This is a genomic window from Pseudomonas fluorescens group sp. (assembly GCF_020093335.1).
Classification (GTDB): Bacteria; Pseudomonadota; Gammaproteobacteria; order Pseudomonadales; family Pseudomonadaceae; genus Aquipseudomonas; species Aquipseudomonas petroselini.
The window spans coordinates 1-15,374 of the sequence record NZ_JAIOKW010000066.1; the positions used below are offsets into that span (position 1 = coordinate 1).

Annotated in this window: 14 protein-coding genes; 5 read left to right on the plus strand and 9 right to left on the minus strand. The window is 60.0% G+C overall.

Going from position 1 to position 15,374, the window contains the following annotated elements; genetic code table 11:
• From K7431_RS30130 to K7431_RS30145, 4 genes are all read left to right on the plus strand, one after another.
• Window positions 1-2,047: RHS repeat-associated core domain-containing protein (locus tag K7431_RS30130; RefSeq protein ID WP_224265983.1), on the plus strand; the 2,047-nt coding region annotated here is incomplete at its 5' end.
• Window positions 2,044-2,445 carry an Imm50 family immunity protein gene (locus tag K7431_RS30135; RefSeq protein ID WP_043205001.1) on the plus strand — a complete coding sequence of 134 codons (402 nt, stop codon included), beginning with the start codon at window positions 2,044-2,046 and terminating at the stop codon, window positions 2,443-2,445. The genes K7431_RS30130 and K7431_RS30135, both read left to right, overlap by 4 nt.
• 47 nt (window positions 2,446-2,492) lie before the next feature.
• On the plus strand, window positions 2,493-2,900 hold the full coding sequence (locus K7431_RS30140; protein WP_043205000.1) for an Imm50 family immunity protein: 408 nt from the start codon (window positions 2,493-2,495) through the stop codon (window positions 2,898-2,900).
• Between the two features lie 548 nt (window positions 2,901-3,448).
• A complete protein-coding gene (locus K7431_RS30145) occupies window positions 3,449-3,811 on the plus strand; it encodes an Mpo1-like protein (RefSeq protein WP_012722965.1) in 363 nt (120 codons plus the stop codon).
• Window positions 3,812-3,813: 2 nt separating this feature from the next.
• On the opposite strand, the gene K7431_RS30150 is transcribed toward K7431_RS30145, so the two are convergent.
• The 3 genes from K7431_RS30150 to K7431_RS30160 form a co-directional block, all read right to left on the minus strand.
• Window positions 3,814-4,611, minus strand: coding sequence for an acyl-CoA thioesterase (locus K7431_RS30150; RefSeq protein ID WP_012722964.1), 798 nt, complete (start codon window positions 4,609-4,611; stop codon window positions 3,814-3,816).
• Window positions 4,612-4,701: 90 nt separating this feature from the next.
• Window positions 4,702-5,463 carry a CHAD domain-containing protein gene (locus K7431_RS30155; RefSeq protein ID WP_012722963.1) on the minus strand — a complete coding sequence of 254 codons (762 nt, stop codon included), beginning with the start codon at window positions 5,461-5,463 and terminating at the stop codon, window positions 4,702-4,704.
• A 41-nt stretch (window positions 5,464-5,504) separates the two neighbouring features.
• Window positions 5,505-5,783: a hypothetical protein gene (locus K7431_RS30160; RefSeq protein WP_012722962.1), complete on the minus strand. Its 279-nt coding sequence runs from the start codon at window positions 5,781-5,783 to the stop codon at window positions 5,505-5,507.
• 237 nt (window positions 5,784-6,020) lie between these two features.
• On the opposite strand from K7431_RS30160, the gene K7431_RS30165 reads away from it, so the two are divergent.
• Window positions 6,021-7,058, plus strand: coding sequence for a patatin-like phospholipase family protein (locus K7431_RS30165; protein ID WP_012722961.1), 1,038 nt, complete (start codon window positions 6,021-6,023; stop codon window positions 7,056-7,058).
• 47 nt (window positions 7,059-7,105) lie between these two features.
• On the opposite strand, the gene K7431_RS30170 is transcribed toward K7431_RS30165, so the two are convergent.
• The 6 genes from K7431_RS30170 to kdpF form a co-directional block, all read right to left on the minus strand.
• Window positions 7,106-7,795, minus strand: coding sequence for a response regulator (locus K7431_RS30170; protein WP_043204998.1), 690 nt, complete (start codon window positions 7,793-7,795; stop codon window positions 7,106-7,108).
• 37 nt (window positions 7,796-7,832) lie between these two features.
• Window positions 7,833-10,484 carry a sensor histidine kinase gene (locus tag K7431_RS30175; protein WP_012722959.1) on the minus strand — a complete coding sequence of 884 codons (2,652 nt, stop codon included), beginning with the start codon at window positions 10,482-10,484 and terminating at the stop codon, window positions 7,833-7,835.
• A 123-nt stretch (window positions 10,485-10,607) separates the two neighbouring features.
• On the minus strand, window positions 10,608-11,153 hold the full coding sequence (gene kdpC / locus K7431_RS30180) for a potassium-transporting ATPase subunit KdpC (protein WP_043204996.1): 546 nt from the start codon (window positions 11,151-11,153) through the stop codon (window positions 10,608-10,610).
• Between the two features lie 138 nt (window positions 11,154-11,291).
• Entirely contained in the window at window positions 11,292-13,349 is a 2,058-nt protein-coding gene (gene kdpB / locus K7431_RS30185; protein ID WP_173390382.1) for a potassium-transporting ATPase subunit KdpB, read from the minus strand.
• A gap of 15 nt (window positions 13,350-13,364) precedes the next feature.
• On the minus strand, window positions 13,365-15,059 hold the full coding sequence (gene kdpA / locus K7431_RS30190; protein ID WP_012722956.1) for a potassium-transporting ATPase subunit KdpA: 1,695 nt from the start codon (window positions 15,057-15,059) through the stop codon (window positions 13,365-13,367).
• Between the two features lie 9 nt (window positions 15,060-15,068).
• Window positions 15,069-15,158 carry a K(+)-transporting ATPase subunit F gene (gene kdpF / locus K7431_RS30195; protein ID WP_003218754.1) on the minus strand — a complete coding sequence of 30 codons (90 nt, stop codon included), beginning with the start codon at window positions 15,156-15,158 and terminating at the stop codon, window positions 15,069-15,071.
• Window positions 15,159-15,374: the final 216 nt, after the last annotated feature.

A 15,374-nucleotide genomic window follows, 5' to 3' on the forward strand; every position in this document is an offset into this window, starting at 1 on the left:
AAAAATCACTTCCGAACGCGATGAGCTGGGGAATGTTACCCGCTACGAATACGCCGACGGCTTGCACCTGATCAGCCGTCGCCTCAACGCCGATGGCAGCCAGGTCAACTACCGCTACGACAACGTGGGTTTGTTGCTGACCGAAATCGAAAACGAGGTTGGCGAGACCTACCGACTTCAGTACCACAGCAATGGCCTGATCCAGCAGGAAACCGGGTTTGACGGTCAGCGCACGGCCTACGTTTACGACCTCAACGGCAACCTTCAGGAAAAGACGGAACACGGCGATGACGGCAGTCAGTTGGTTACCCGCTACGAGCGAGACCACGCCGGTCGGCTCGTAAGAAAAACCCTGCCTGATGGAAACTCTGTCGACTATGCCTACGACCGCCAGGGCAATCTCCTCAGCGTTGACGACGGTAATTGGTTTTTAGCCTACGAATACGACGTCCAAAACCGCCTCACCGCCGAACACCAAGGCTGGGGAACCCTGCGCTACGGCTACGACGCCTGCGGCCAACTTACAAACCTGCGCCTGCCCGACAACAACCGCCTCACCTTCAACCACGACAAAGGCGGTCACCTTTCCACCGTTGAACTGAATGGCGCGGTTCTGACCTCGCACCAATTCAACGCTGGCCGCGAAGAACAACGTACCCAAGGCAAACTGCTCAGCACTTACCAACACGACCACCAAGGCCGCCTGTTCAACCAGAGCATCGGCGATGACGAAGGCCCGGTGTACCGCCGTCATTACGACTACGACAAATCCGACAACCTCACCCGCCTGCTCGACACTCGCAAAGGCGAGCACCGCTATCACTACGACCCACTAAACCGCCTCACCCGCGCCGACCACTCCCAAGGCGAGCAAGAACGCTTCGGCCACGACCCCGCCGGCAACCTGCTCATGCAAAACCGCCCCGGCCCCGACATCGTGGCGGGCAATCGCCTGATGATCCAAGGCGACCACCATTACGACTACGACGCCTTCGGCAACCTCATCCGCGAACGACGCGGTAAAGGTCATCAACTCGTCACCGAATACCGCTACGACTGCCAGCACCGCCTGATCGGCACCACCCAACCCGACGGCCAAACTGCCAGCTACCGCTACGACCCGTTTGGGCGGCGTATCAGCAAAACCGTTGATGGCCTTACGACCGAGTTCTTCTGGCAAGGCGACACACTCATCGCCGAGCACCACCAGGACCGTCACCGCAGCTATGTCTACGAACCCGAAACCTTCCGCCCGCTCGTCCTGCTGGAAGGCTTCGGCCCAAAGGAAACCAAGGCCTACTATTACCAACTCGACCACCTCGGCACCCCGCAGGAACTCACCGCCGCCGAAGGAGAAATCGTCTGGTCCGCGCACTACCGTGCGTACGGCGAAATCACCCGGCTCGACATCGGAAAAATCGACAACCCGCTGCGCTTCCAGGGCCAATACTTCGATCCAGAAAGCGGGCTGCACTACAACCGCCATCGCTACTACCATCCGGATATTGGTCGGTACCTGACACCGGATCCAGTGAAGCTGGCGGGTGGGATCAATGCGTACCAGTACGTGCCCAACCCTACGGGATGGATAGATCCTTTGGGGCTCAGCGCAAATTGCCCTGGTCCGATTAAGAAAAATCCTGCTTGCTCAACTCCTACTGAACCGGACGTTCCAGAAGTTTCTCGTAAGGGGGCTTTCAGGCAAGCTAAAAGGGATGCCCATATACCGATGAATCAAAGCCCAGATATTTCTATCCACCCTACAACAGGACGAGCGACACAGTACAAAACAGAACCAATGACCGATAAAAGTAATAAAAAAATACTCAATGACGCCGGCCAACCAATAGAGACCAGGGTATATCAATTTACAAGAGAAGATGGCTCACAAGTACTTATTCAGGATCACTCAGCAGGACACAAATTCGGCAGAGCAGATGGAGTTGGCGATCAAACAACACACTTCAATTTACGACCTATTGAACAACCCCGAAACGGCAAACTCAGCGATGCTGAAGCACATTATTTCTTCAGGAGAAAAAAATGAAATACTGGAACGAACTCGATAAGAATATATTTTTTGAGATGATTTTCAGCCAACCTGTCGAGATAGGTGAAATCACACTAACCTCTCTACAGATAGACAACGACCGCCCGAGCCTAGGAATTGGTTTCGACATATCTGAATTCCCAGATAGATTACCAAAGAAATGGGAAAATAGAGGCTACAACGCTTGTAGATTTGGCATTGACTGCTACGATATTAGGGATCTAAAAATACTAAATATACCGACTCATAAAAATCTCACTGTAAAAATAATAAAAGAACCTGACCACCTCCTATTCCAAGCCACCAACAAAGACGCTTTAGTCGAATTTAAAGCACAATCCATTTCACTTTGTGATCCAAACGTTTACATCAAAGGCAACGATGAGAATTTTTAAAATGCAGGCATCAACAAAAAAACAGACATACAGAAGAAACCAAAAAAATGAAGCACTGGAACGAACTAGATAACAGTACATTTCTCAGCAAGGTTTTCAGCCGTTCTGTCGAAATTGGAAAGATCGCCCTTTTTTCTTTAAGGATAGAAAATGATCAACCTTGTATTGGAATGGGTTTCGACATACCCGAATTCCCTGACAACCTACCAGAAAAATGGAAAAACAAAGGGTATAACATGTGCCGACTCGGGATAACCTGCAACAACATTAAAAACCTGAGAGTTCTTAACATCCCCGCACATGAGGTATTTACCGTAAAAATCAATAAAGAGACCGACTACTTTACTTTTGAAGCTATCAGCGACAATGCCTCTATAGAATTCGATGCCGAATTCATTTCACTTAGCGATCCAAATGTTTACATTAACGGCCCAGATGACTATTACTTTAAATAAGCCCAAACAAACATCTCCTAAGATATACGCAAGCGCCCCAGATGAACCATCTTGAAAAGAGATGGAACGCTCATTCGAAACTTTAGATATCTGCGCTAAAAAACTGGAATCGGTCGAACTGGCGAACTTGGTTCACTCTCTGACGAAAAAGTTCTTCACGTCAGAAAGCGACGTACTCGACCCAGTCGAGCTGTACGAAAGAAGCACAGAACACAATCCTAATTTTTGGCAGGAAATACAGTACCGTATTAGCAAAGAAAATCTGGTTCTATTGGTATTCGACTCGGCGTACAGGGCGTGGCAAATCCATGATGCATGAGACATTGCAGCTGTTCTGGGTGAGATACGACCGGATACCCATTCTGGGTCACCGATAACAACCTCACGTTTTTGGTGCACTTGGACGACCATGACTGCGTTATTTGGGCATGACGTGACTTTCCACAAGATGCCTTCTATGCCCCCCATAGCCAACCCCAATTCGCCCCCCCACCCAACCCCACCTAAACTCTCTCCATGTTGTTTCAACGGACAGAGGATTCACCATCATGGGCAAACGTCATCCCAACCTCCCCGCCTGGCAATGGCGTAACTACCCGCAGAACCATCAGCACCCGACCAACCTGGCGTTGCACCTGATTGCCGTGCCGCTGTTTATCATCGGGTTTCTGTTGATCGTGTCCGGTGTGTTCAGCCTGAGCCTGGCCAGTTTTGCCATCGGGGTTGTCGGTATCCTGGCCGGCTTGGCGCTGCAGCGGCATGGCCATAGCCTGGAAGCCCAGGCCAGTGAGCCGTTCAGTGACCGTAATGATGCGGTACAACGCCTGGTGGTCGAGCAGTTCGTGACCTTTCCGCGTTTTGTGTTGAGCGGTGGCTGGTGGCGTGCCTGGCGGCAGCGCCACAGGCATTGAGGTCAGGCGAAGACCACCACGGTCTGGCGGCTGATGGCGATGAGTTCGCCGGTCGGGCTCCATAGCGCGGCGGCGGCATGGCCGTAGCCGTCGCGGGCGTGCTCGATGTTGACGTAGTACTGGCACCAGTCGAGAGTCGTGAGGTCTTGCAGGGGCTGGATGAATTCGATGGTCCACGTCAGGGTGCTGCCCGGTGCCGGTTTTTTGAGGTGCGGCAACAGTGCCGGGGGCCAGGCATCGACTAGGGCGAGTATATGTGCCTCGGTCAGTGGCTCTTCTTTCACATCTCCACGCAACCGCACCCAACCGCCCATATCGCGGGATTTGTTGCCGGTGAACGGCAAGCCGCCGACGCTCCAGCGCATTGCCAGGTGGCGCATGAATTCGGGGGTGACGCCCTTGATATAGGGCAGCTCCTGGCACTCATCCCAGTGTTTGAACACGGGTGGTGCTTGACTCTCAACCGCAATTTCCGACTCACGGGACGCGCCAAAACTGGCTTGTACCAACGTTGCCACTTCTCCGTTCTGCACCACGCGGCCGAGCAACTGGCTGACCGCTTTGCCTTCGCGTAACACTTCGACTTGATAACTGGCGCAAACGTCGGGCGCTACAGGGCCGACGAAGGTGATTGCCAGCGACCGCAGCGGGCGATCGGCCGGCACTTGGGCACGCAGGGCTTCGTATTGCAATGCGGCGACCAACCCACCAAAGGTCGCGCGACCCTGGGCCCATTCGGCGGGGATGGTGACATCCAGCGGGTTGCTACGGGCGGCATCGAGCAAATCACTAAAGCGCATAGCGGTCTCACATCAAGAGGAACAGATGAGCGATCTTAACCATCGAACCGGCCAGGTACAGCGCCTATTCCGGCCATAAGCCGGACCGGCTCAGAAACAATCGGCGCTGAGTTTGTCCAGCACCCGATCCGCCTGCCCTTCAGCCTTGGCCATGGTGCGATGCCACACCGCAACACAAGGTTGCAGATCCGCCTGATGCTCGGCTTGCGCCAACCATTGCCAGCAATCATGCCAATCCCCCAAGGCGCCTTGGGCCTTTTTCAGCCGCGACAGGGCGTTGGCAGGCAACTTGTCCAATTCGGGGTAAGCCTCAGCGGCGTAACGCACACGCTTGATCAACAACCGCAGGCGATGGCGATCATGGTCGGGGTCCTTCAACGCTTCATCAAGCTTCTGCCATTGCTTGGCCAAGCGTTTTTCGATGCGCGCACGCAAACCTTTGAGCAATTTCTGGTGTTCAGAGGCCCGGATAAAACGTGGGAAAGCGTCGAGGATCAGCAGCAAATGCGCGAGCTCCGGGCTCTGCGCCACTTGGCGATAAGCAGCGGGTTGCAGGCGCAGTCGCCGGTCGGCGGCCTCGTGATGACCCTGCTGGAGTAAATAAGCCGCCAGCACCTCGCGGTCGCGTAGCGGCGTCGTCAATTGGCCGACAGTACGGGCGGCCGATTCAAGCTGCTCAACCCCAGGCAACCCACGCAAGGGGCGCAACAAACTGCGCAAACGGCGCACGGTGGTGCGCAGGTCGTGCAGGGCTTCATCGTCGGTGACGGCGGCGAGGCGAGCCTGGCAGCTCAGTAACCCTACTTCCAGGCCAATGACCTGAGCGACTAACTGATCGACCAAAGCTGACATTCTGCCCTCGCTAGCTGATGAAATGTCCTACTCACAGCAGGTTAACGCCCTGCGCGAGACTCTCGGATATAGAACCGCGCTTTCTCGGCCTTGTTGGAGCAGCCTTCAAACGCCTCGAACTGTTGCTGGGTCTTGGCCCCTGTCAACAAAGACAAGGCTTTGGAATAGCTCACGGTCCCGGCAAAACCTTCCGCCTTGGCCAAGTCCAGCTCTTTCCAGGCGGCGTCCAGTTGCGAGCCGCAGCTGTCGCGATACGCGGTTTTCCCGGCGCAACCGGCAAGGGCCAACACGATCACAGGCACACACATCCAGGCTTTCATCGATGACACCTCAAAATAAAGAAAAAACAGTCGTACGCTGTAGACGTTGCCTACATGGAAAAGTGCCTGTCCTTAGCCTGAAATCGATAGTACCTATAGCAAAGCAGTACCGCAGCAATACCAGAGCATACCCGAGCACTGCGGCTATCCTGGAAAAATATTGCAGGCCCCGCGAAGATTGAAGCCGCCCCCTCAATGGGTGCATTGTGGGCACCTGCCTTGGGGAGGACATGGACCATGAATAAACGTGTTGCCTTGGTGCTGGGCTCCGGCGGGGCCCGGGGCTACGCGCATATCGGCGTGATCGAGGAAATCGAACGGCGTGGCTATGACATTGCCTGTATCGCCGGGTGTTCCATGGGGGCAGTCGTCGGCGGGATCTACGCCGCCGGCAAACTGGATGAATATCGGAACTGGATTGAAAGCCTCGACTACCTCGACGTGCTGCGCCTGGTCGACGTGAGTTTTCGCTTGGGGGCCATTCGTGGCGAGAAAGTCTTCGGGCAGATCCGCAAGATCGTCGGCGAGATCAATATCGAAGAGCTGCGCATCCCCTACACCGCCGTCGCCACCGACCTCACCAACCAGCAGGAGATCTGGTTCCAGGAAGGCTGCCTGCACCAGGCCATGCGCGCCTCGGCGGCGATTCCCAGCCTGTTTACTCCGGTGATGCAAGGCAATCGCATGCTGGTCGACGGCGGCTTGCTCAACCCTCTGCCCATCGTGCCGGTGGTGTCGAGCCACTGTGACTTGATCATCGCGGTCAACCTTAACGCCACCAACCAGAAGCACTACCAGTTGCCGGTGATCCAGCGCCCGCCAGCGTTCAAGAGTCGCTTCAACAACTTGGCGAAATCACTCGGTTCGCACTTGCCGTTTCGCCGCAAGCAGGCCGAACAACTGATGAAGCTGGAGCAGGAAGCATTGGAGGCCCAGGCGGCGGAGATCAACCCGTGGCTGGAGTCTGCCGAGCCCGAGTCCCAGCAACCCGCCGCCGCGCCGGAAAAGCCCGGCGCCCCCAAGTCGGCGACCGGTTCGTTCATCATCGATAACGTCGGCCCGGCGTCGCTGCTCGACCTGATCAACCAGAGTTTCGAGGTGATGCAGACGTCACTGGCGCAGTACAAGATTGCCGGTTATCCGCCGGATGTGTTGATTAACGTGCCAAAGCGCGTGTGTCGGTTTTTCGAGTTCTACAAGGCGCCGGAGTTGATCGCGCTGGGCCGGGAGATTGCCAGTGACACGTTGGATCGCTATGAGAGTGAGCAGCGCTGAGATCGTTGGTGATGCTGATGGCCCCATCGCAGGCAAGCACCAACGACCTACCCGCCTAACAACCGATACCCCACCCCCGCCTCAGTCACGATAAACCTTGGCTGGGTCGGGTCATCCGCCAGTTTCTGCCGCAGATGCCCCACCACAATGCGCAAGTAATGGCTGTCTTCGGTATGGGTCGGCCCCCAGATATCCTTGAGTAACTGTTGCTGGGTAATCACCCGCCCCGGATGCCGTGCCAGTTGCGCCAGCACCGCATATTCCTTGCGGGTCAACGCCACTTCCGCCCCGTCCAGCAGCACCCGGCGATAGGCCAGGTCCACCGTCAACGGGCCAAAACTCAAGGCCGCTTCCTGCGCTTCACCGGCCGGGGCCTGACGCAGCAACGCGCGCACACGGGCGAGAAACTCCTGGATGCCGAAGGGTTTGGTCACATAGTCATTGGCACCGCTGTCGAGGGCCTCGACCTTCTGCCCTTCGCTGGCCCGTACCGACAGCACCAGCACCGGCACCGTCGACCATTCGCGGAATTCGCGCAGCACCTGCTGGCCGTCCATGTCCGGCAGGCCAAGGTCGAGCACCAGCAAGTCCGGCTTGCTCAGCGCCGCCTGGGCCAGGCCTTCGGTGCCGGTGCCGGCCTCGATCACTTTGTAGCCCTGGGAGGCCAGGCTGATGCGCAGGAATTTGCGGATCTGCGGTTCGTCATCAATGACCAAAATCGTCGCGGTCTGGCTCATGGTGTCCAATCAAAATCCGTGGAGAAAGCAGGGTAGCTCATGCCTCGCGCTCCAGGCCAGGCTGTGTCGGCAAGGGCAGGAACAAGGTGATGCAGGTGCCGCGCCCGTCGATACCGTCGGCCACGCTGATATGCCCACCGTGAGCACCGACCATGCCTTGGCAGATCGCCAGGCCCAGGCCTGTGCCCTGCCCGCCTCGATCACCGCGAGCGGCGGTGTAGAACATGTCAAAGATCTTTGCGCGCTCGTCTTCGGGAATGCCGGGGCCCTCATCAGCCACGGCGAAAAACAGCTGGTTATCCAACACCCCGGCACTCAGTTGCAAGCGGCCTTGCGGCGGTGAAAAGCGTGCGGCGTTTTCCAGCACATTCACCAGGGCCTGCTCGATCAACGCGGCATGCACATACAACAACGGCAGCTCCGGCGGCACATCGGCACTCACCTGCAACGGCGCCAATACCGCCCGCAAACGACCGAGGGCGCTGCCGACGATATCGCCCGGCGAGACCCAATCCCGCGCCAGTTTCAATGCACCGTGGCCAAGGCGTGTCATGTCCAGCAAGTTCTGGATATAGCGATCCAGGCGCTCGGCCTCATCGCGGGTGCCCTCGAGCAATTCGCGGCGATCCTCCAGGGGAATGGCCTCACCGAGTGCCAGCAGGCTGTCGATGCTGCCGCGCATGGAGGTCAGCGGCGTGCGCAAATCATGGGACACCGAAGCCAGCAACGCACTGCGCAGTTGTTCGGTTTCGCCATGCAGCCGAGCGGACTCAAGCTCCTGGGCCAGTTGCGCCCGCGCCAGTGCCTGGGCCAGCGGTTGGCTCAAGGCGGTCAGCAAGCGACGGCGTTGACCGCTCAATTCCAGACCGGGCTTGGGACTGACCCCCAGCAACCCCAGCGGGCCCTCTTCGCCCGACAGCGGCCACCACCACCAACGCCCGAACGGCAACGTGCCGGTGCCCATACCCGCCGGTTGATCGTGCTGCCAGGCCCAGTCGGCGGCGGCGCGCTCGGCTTCGGTCAGCGTCAGCGGGCCCCCGGTCTCGATCGCCCAGCCGCCCTGGCCGTCGCGGTTGACCAGGCACAGGTCGAGGTCGCTCCAGCCTTCCAAATGATGCGCCGCCGCGCTGATCACTGCCTGGCGATCGGTAGCGGCGGTGAGTTTGCGTGACAGGTCCAGCAGTTCGCTGGTTTCTTCCTGGGTATCGCGCAGCGCCTGCAACTGGCGGCGTTGGCGCGCAGCCAGGTTGCCCGTCAGCGCCGCCATCAACAGAAAGAACAACAGGGTCAGCACGTCTTCTTCGCGCTGGATGGAGAAGGAAAAATTCGGTGGGATAAACAGGAAGTCGTAGGTCATGAACGACAACCCCGCACACACCAGCGACGGCCCCAGGCTGCTGCGCACCGCCACCAGCAATACCGCGGCCAGGAACACCAGCGAGATATTCGGCAACGGCAACACGCTGGACACCGCCCAAGCCACTGCCGCCGCAACCACCGTCGCCACGACCGCCAGCGCGTAATCGAACCACACCAGCCCGCGCACCTCCGGCAAACGGGGCGACGCGGGCATGTCGTCGCTGTCGAGGATGTTGATTTCCAGACCCCGCGCATGACGCAGCAAGCGCGCGGCCAGGCCACCCCCGAATAACCGACGCCGCCAACGCATCCGCGATTGCCCCACCAGCAACAAGCTGGCACGGCGTTCGGCGGCATGCTGGATCAGCGTCTTGGCCACCTCCCCCGCCCGCAGCAACACCACCTCACCGCCCAGGCGTTCGGCCAGTTGCTGGGCATTTTGCAGCCGTAGCCTCGACTGTTCATCCCGCGCCCGGCCGTTGTCGATATGCACCAGGCTCCACGGCAAATGGCGGCGCTGGGCAACGCGGCTGGCGTGCCGTACCAAGCGTTCGGCCTGCGCATCGCCATCCACCCCCACCAGCAAGCGCCCGCGCACTGCCGGCGCGGACTGGCCCAGTTGGCGATAACCCTGGGCCAGATCGTCATCGACGTGGGCGGCGGCGGTTTGCATCGCCAACTCGCGCAGGGCCATCAGGTTGGTCTGGGTGAAAAACGCATCGATGGCCGCGCGGGCCTGTTCCGGCACGTAGACCTTGCCATCGCGCAAGCGCTCCAGCAATTCGCGGGATGGCAGGTCGATCAGCAGCAGTTCGTCGGCCTCTTGCAGCACCCAGTCCGGCAAGGTTTCGCGCACCTGCACGCCGGTGATACCGCGCACTTGGTCGTTGAGGCTTTCCAAGTGCTGGACGTTGACCGTGGTAAACACGTTGATGCCGGCGGCAAGCAATTCCTGGATGTCTTGCCAGCGTTTTTCGTGGCGACTGCCGGGGGCGTTGCTGTGGGCCAGTTCGTCCACCAACACCAGCCTGGGCTTGGCGGCGAGCAGGCCGTCGAGGTCCATTTCTTCGAGCATCACGCCGCGGTATTCGCTGCGCAGCAAGGGTTGCTGTGGCAGGCCGCTGAGCAACGCTTCGGTCTCGGCGCGACCATGGGTTTCGACCACGCCGGCAACCAACCGCACGCCTTGGCGCAACTGCGTGTGCGCGGCCTGGAGCATCGCGTAGGTCTTGCCCACCCCCGGCGCAGCGCCGAGGAAAACTTTGAGCCGGCCACGGCCGTCCCGGGGCAGATCGGCTAACAGGGCGTCGGCGCGGCCGGAGTCGCTCATGCTCGGGTTCCTTCAGATGTTTATTGGTTGCACCTCAGGCCGCCATCGCGGGCAAGCCCACTCCCACACTTGGAATGCATTCCCCTGTGGGAGCTGGCTTGCCTGCGATGCCGGAGCCACTGTCTACAACTTTTCCAGGGCCATATTCAGCGCCAGCACATTCACCACCGGCGGGCCCACCAACGGGCTTTCGATGTGTTCATCCAGCAACCGCTGCAGGGTCGACACCGGCACATTCCGCGCCGCCGCCACCCGCGCCAGTTGATAGGCAATCGCCTGGGGTGGCAAGTGTGGATCAAGACCGCTGCCAGAGGTAGTCAGCGATACCAAGGGCACCGGCCCCTGGCTCGGCACTAACTGTTTGCTTGCGTCATCGAAGATACGCGTCGCCAGCGCCGGGTTGCTTGGGCCGAGGTTACTGGCGCTGCTGGAAACCGTCGCAAAAGCACCGGCAGACGGACGCGGGTGGAACCAGCCGTCGCCGGTAAAGTCCTGGGCGATCAGGCTGGAACCGCGCACTTTGCCGCTGGCGTCGCGTACCAGACTGCCATTGGCCTGGTCCGGGAAAGCCACTTGGGCGACGCCGGTCACCACCAATGGGTAGGCGACGCCAGTGATCAGGGTCATGAGCACCAGCAGGCTCAGGGCCGGGCGGACAATGTTGGACATATTCAAATCCTCAATTCAGTCGAGAAACCCCTGTGGCGAGGGAGCTAGCTCCCGTTCGGCTGCGTAGCAGCCGCAGAGCTTGGGACCGCTGCGCGGTCCAACGGGAGCAAGCTCCCTCGCCACACAAGAAGGGTTCGGTTACACCAGGTGCAGCGCAGTCAGCAGCATGTCGATCGCCTTGATGCCCACGAACGGCACCAGAATCCCGCCCAGCCCGTAGATCAACAGGTTGCGCCGCAGCAACGCCGCCGCACTCGCCGCCTGCACACGCACACCGCGCAGCGCCAACGGAATCAGCACCACAATGATCAAGGCGTTAAACACGATGGCGGAGAGAATCGCGCTCTGCGGGCTCTGCAAGTGCATCACGTTGAGCACGCCGAGTTGCGGGTAGATCGAGGCGAACAACGCCGGCAGGATCGCGAAGTACTTGGCCACGTCGTTGGCGATGGAGAAGGTGGTCAGCGCGCCACGGGTCACCAGCAATTCCTTGCCGATCTGCACCACGTCCAACAGCTTGGTCGGGTCGCTGTCGAGGTCGACCATGTTGGCGGCTTCGCGAGCGGCCTGAGTGCCGTCATTCATGGCCATGCCGACGTCCGCCTGGGCCAGCGCCGGGGCGTCATTGGCGCCGTCACCGCACATCGCCACCAGGCGACCGTCGTTCTGTTCATGGCGAATGCGCGCGAGTTTTTTCTCCGGCGTGGCTTCGGCCAGCACATCATCCACGCCCGCTTCGGCCGCAATCGCGGCAGCGGTCAGCGGGTTGTCGCCGGTGACCATTACGGTGCGGATGCCCAGTTTGCGCAGTTCAGCGAAACGCTCACGAATGCCGGGCTTGACCACGTCCTTCAGATGGATCGCGCCGAGCAACTTGCCATCGGCACACACCAGCAACGGGGTGCCGCCGCTTTGGGCGATCTTGTCGATTTCCCGCGACAGCGCGGGCTGCAGGTCGCGACGTTGTAGACCGATGAACGCCAACAGCGAATCCACCGCGCCTTTGCGAAATACGCGGCCCTGATAATCGACACCGGACAACCGCGTTTCGGCACTGAACGGCACGGCCGTCAGCTCGTCCGCAGTCGGCTCGGCCTGAGGGTGCAAGGCGCGCAGGTATTCGACGATGGACTTACCTTCCGCCGTGTCATCCGCCAGCGAGGCAAACAACGCGCCTTCGGCCACTTCCTTGCCACTGACGCCAGGCGCCGCGACCACCGCCGCGCAGCGACGGTTACCAAAGGTAATGGTGCCGGTCTTGTCCAGCAGCAACACATGCACGTCGCCCGCCGCTTCCACGGCACGCCCGGACTTGGCGATGACATTGAGGCGCACCAGACGGTCCATGCCGGCGATACCGATGGCCGACAACAAGCCGCCGATGGTGGTAGGAATCAGCGTCACCAGCAGTGCGACCAGGAACACCAGCGGCAAGCTGCCATTGGCGAAGTGGGCGAACGGTTGCAGGGTCACCACCACCAACAGGAAGATCAGGGTCAGGCCGATCAGCAGGATATCCAGCGCGACTTCGTTGGGGGTTTTCTGGCGTTTGGCGCCTTCCACCAAGGCGATCATGCGGTCGAGTGTGGACTCGCCGGGGTTGGCGGTGATGCGGATCAGCAGCCAATCCGAGACCAGGCGAGTGTTGCCGGTGACGGCCGAACGGTCGCCGCCGGACTCACGGATCACCGGTGCGGATTCCCCGGTGATCGCCGCTTCGTTGACCGCCGCAATACCTTCGATGACTTCGCCGTCCCCAGGGATCATTTCCCCGGCGGCGACGCGCACCACATCGCCTTTGCGCAGGCTGGTGGCCGGCACGACCTTGAAGCTGCCATCGGCTTCCTTGTGGCGTGCGCTCAGGCCTTCACTGCCGGCCTTGAGGCTGTCGGCACGCGCTTTGCCACGCCCTTCGGCCAAGGCTTCGGCGAAGTTGGCGAAGAGCACGGTGAACCACAACCACACGGCAATCTGCACCGCGACGAACGTCGGCACGGCGGTGTCAGGCACGAAGCACAGCACGGTGGTGAGGATGGCGGTCAGCTCGACCACCAGCATCACCGGCGAGCGTTGCAGTTGACGCGGGTCCAGCTTGACGAACGCCTGGACCAGCGCCGGGCGCCACAGGGCTGAAATGGCGGTTTTGGCGGGCTCCTGGGTTTTGACCGGGGCCGCGTTTTTTGCAGGCATATTCATTTTCATATCCCTTTACTAGAAGCCCATGCTCAAGTGTTCAGCGATGGGGCCTAACGCCAGCGTTGGCAGGAAAGTCAGGCCGCCCACCAGCAAAATGGTCACGGTCAACAGGGTCACGAACAGCGGGCCGTGGGTCGGGAAGCTGTTCTGGCCAATCGGTGCGGTCTTCTTCATCGCCAGGCTGCCGGCCAGGGCCAGTACCGGAAGGATGTAGCCGAAGCGGCCGATCAACATGCCCAGGCCCAGCATCAGGTTGTGGAACGGCGTGTTGGCGCTGAAACCGCCGAATGCCGAGCCGTTGTTAGCACTGGCCGAGGTGTAGGCGTAGAGCAACTGGCTGAAACCGTGGGGGCCAGGGTTACTGATGGCACCGGCCGGGCCGGGCAGGCTCGCGGCAATGGCGCCGAGCACCAGCACGCCAACCGGCATCACCAAGAGGGTCACGACCAGCAATTGCACTTCCTTGGCCTGCAGCTTTTTGCCCAGGTATTCCGGGGTGCGGCCGATCATCAGGCCGGCGAGGAACACCGCAATCAACACGTTGAGCAACATGCCGTACATGCCGGCGCCGACGCCGCCGAAGATCACTTCGCCGACCATCATGTTGACCAGCGCAACCATGCCGCTGAGGGGGTTGAGGCTGTCCTGCATGCCGTTGACCGAACCGTTGGACGCCGCCGTCGTCGTCACCGACCACAGCACCGTACCGGTGGTGCCGAAGCGTGCTTCCTTGCCTTCCAGCGGCGCGGCTTGCTCCACGGCCGGATTATTCAGGGTCGGATTGGGCTGGTATTCGGCCCACAACGAGGTCGCGCCGCCGATCAGGAACAGCGCGAGCATGCAGCCGAGGATCGCGCGGCTCTGACGCAGGTCTTTGACGTAGTGGCCGAAGGTGAACACCAGCGCCACCGGGATCAGGATGATGGCCGCCAACTCAAAGAGGTTGGCCCAGGCCGTCGGGTCTTCAAACGGGTGTGCCGAGTTGACACCGAAGAAGCCGCCGCCGTTGGTGCCCAATTGCTTGATCGCAATCTGGCTCGCCGCCGGGCCCAGAGGAATCACTTGATCCACGCCTTGCATTGTCACGGCGTCAACGTAGTGAGCGAAGGTCTGCGGCACGCCCTGCCACACCAGGAACAACGCCAGCACCAGGCACAACGGCAGCAGGCCGTAGAGCGTGGCGCGGGTCATATCGACCCAGAAGTTGCCCAGCGTCTTGGTGGATTTGCGACCGATCCCACGGCAAAGCGCGACCAAGACCGCCAGACCGGTCGCCGCGCTGACGAAGTTCTGCACCGTCAGGCCGGCCATCTGGCTGAGGTAACTCAGGGATGCCTCACCGCTGTAGGACTGCCAGTTGGTGTTGGTCATGAAACTGACCGCGGTGTTGAAGGCCAGGGTCCACTCCTGCCCCGGCAATTTCTGCGGGTTCAGTGGGAGGTAGTCCTGGAACAGCAGGATCGCGAACAACAGCAAAAAGCCCGCGAGGTTGAACGCGAGCAAGGCCAGCATGTATTTCTGCCAGCTTTGTTCTTGCTGCTCATCCACGCCCGACAGGCGATAACAGGCACGTTCCACCGGGCCCAATACCGGCGTGAGCCAGGTGCGCTGCCCCTCCATCACCTTGTAATAGAACCGCCCCAGGAACGGTGCCGGCACCAGTACCACGGCGAAGAAGGCGATGATCAGCCAATAGTCATAACTGTGCATAGCCCGCTCCTAGTTCCGATCCGCGCGTAACAGCGCAACCAGCAGATAAATGAACAGCGCCACGGCCAATAGCAGTGACACCCCGTCCAGAACGCTCATGGAAGTCTCTCCGTTTAGCGGCGAGTGCCGCGTGTAGGGCAATTGTCGGCAGGAGTGGTGTAAAGGAACGAGAGCGAGGGTGTGGGTGGGGCGTAAAGACGGCGTAAAGAGTGGGTTTATGCGCAGGTTACAGAGGGATTGGTGGTGATTGGGAGGGCCTCATCGGGGGCAAGCCCCCTCCCACACTTGGCCTGCGTACACCGGTCGAAATGTGGG

What these genes read in the sequence shown, in the direction of transcription:
- K7431_RS30135 (WP_043205001.1), top strand. Translation starts at nt 2,044, where the DNA reads ATGAAATACTGGAACGAACTCGATAAGAATATATTTTTTGAGATGATT.
- K7431_RS30140 (WP_043205000.1), top strand. Translation starts at nt 2,493, where the DNA reads ATGAAGCACTGGAACGAACTAGATAACAGTACATTTCTCAGCAAGGTT.
- K7431_RS30145 (WP_012722965.1), top strand. Translation starts at nt 3,449, where the DNA reads ATGGGCAAACGTCATCCCAACCTCCCCGCCTGGCAATGGCGTAACTAC.
- K7431_RS30150 (WP_012722964.1), bottom strand. Translation starts at nt 4,611, where the DNA reads ATGCGCTTTAGTGATTTGCTCGATGCCGCCCGTAGCAACCCGCTGGAT.
- K7431_RS30155 (WP_012722963.1), bottom strand. Translation starts at nt 5,463, where the DNA reads ATGTCAGCTTTGGTCGATCAGTTAGTCGCTCAGGTCATTGGCCTGGAA.
- K7431_RS30160 (WP_012722962.1), bottom strand. Translation starts at nt 5,783, where the DNA reads ATGAAAGCCTGGATGTGTGTGCCTGTGATCGTGTTGGCCCTTGCCGGT.
- K7431_RS30165 (WP_012722961.1), top strand. Translation starts at nt 6,021, where the DNA reads ATGAATAAACGTGTTGCCTTGGTGCTGGGCTCCGGCGGGGCCCGGGGC.
- K7431_RS30170 (WP_043204998.1), bottom strand. Translation starts at nt 7,795, where the DNA reads ATGAGCCAGACCGCGACGATTTTGGTCATTGATGACGAACCGCAGATC.
- K7431_RS30175 (WP_012722959.1), bottom strand. Translation starts at nt 10,484, where the DNA reads ATGAGCGACTCCGGCCGCGCCGACGCCCTGTTAGCCGATCTGCCCCGG.
- kdpC (WP_043204996.1), bottom strand. Translation starts at nt 11,153, where the DNA reads ATGTCCAACATTGTCCGCCCGGCCCTGAGCCTGCTGGTGCTCATGACC.
- kdpB (WP_173390382.1), bottom strand. Translation starts at nt 13,349, where the DNA reads ATGAATATGCCTGCAAAAAACGCGGCCCCGGTCAAAACCCAGGAGCCC.
- kdpA (WP_012722956.1), bottom strand. Translation starts at nt 15,059, where the DNA reads ATGCACAGTTATGACTATTGGCTGATCATCGCCTTCTTCGCCGTGGTA.
- kdpF (WP_003218754.1), bottom strand. Translation starts at nt 15,158, where the DNA reads ATGAGCGTTCTGGACGGGGTGTCACTGCTATTGGCCGTGGCGCTGTTC.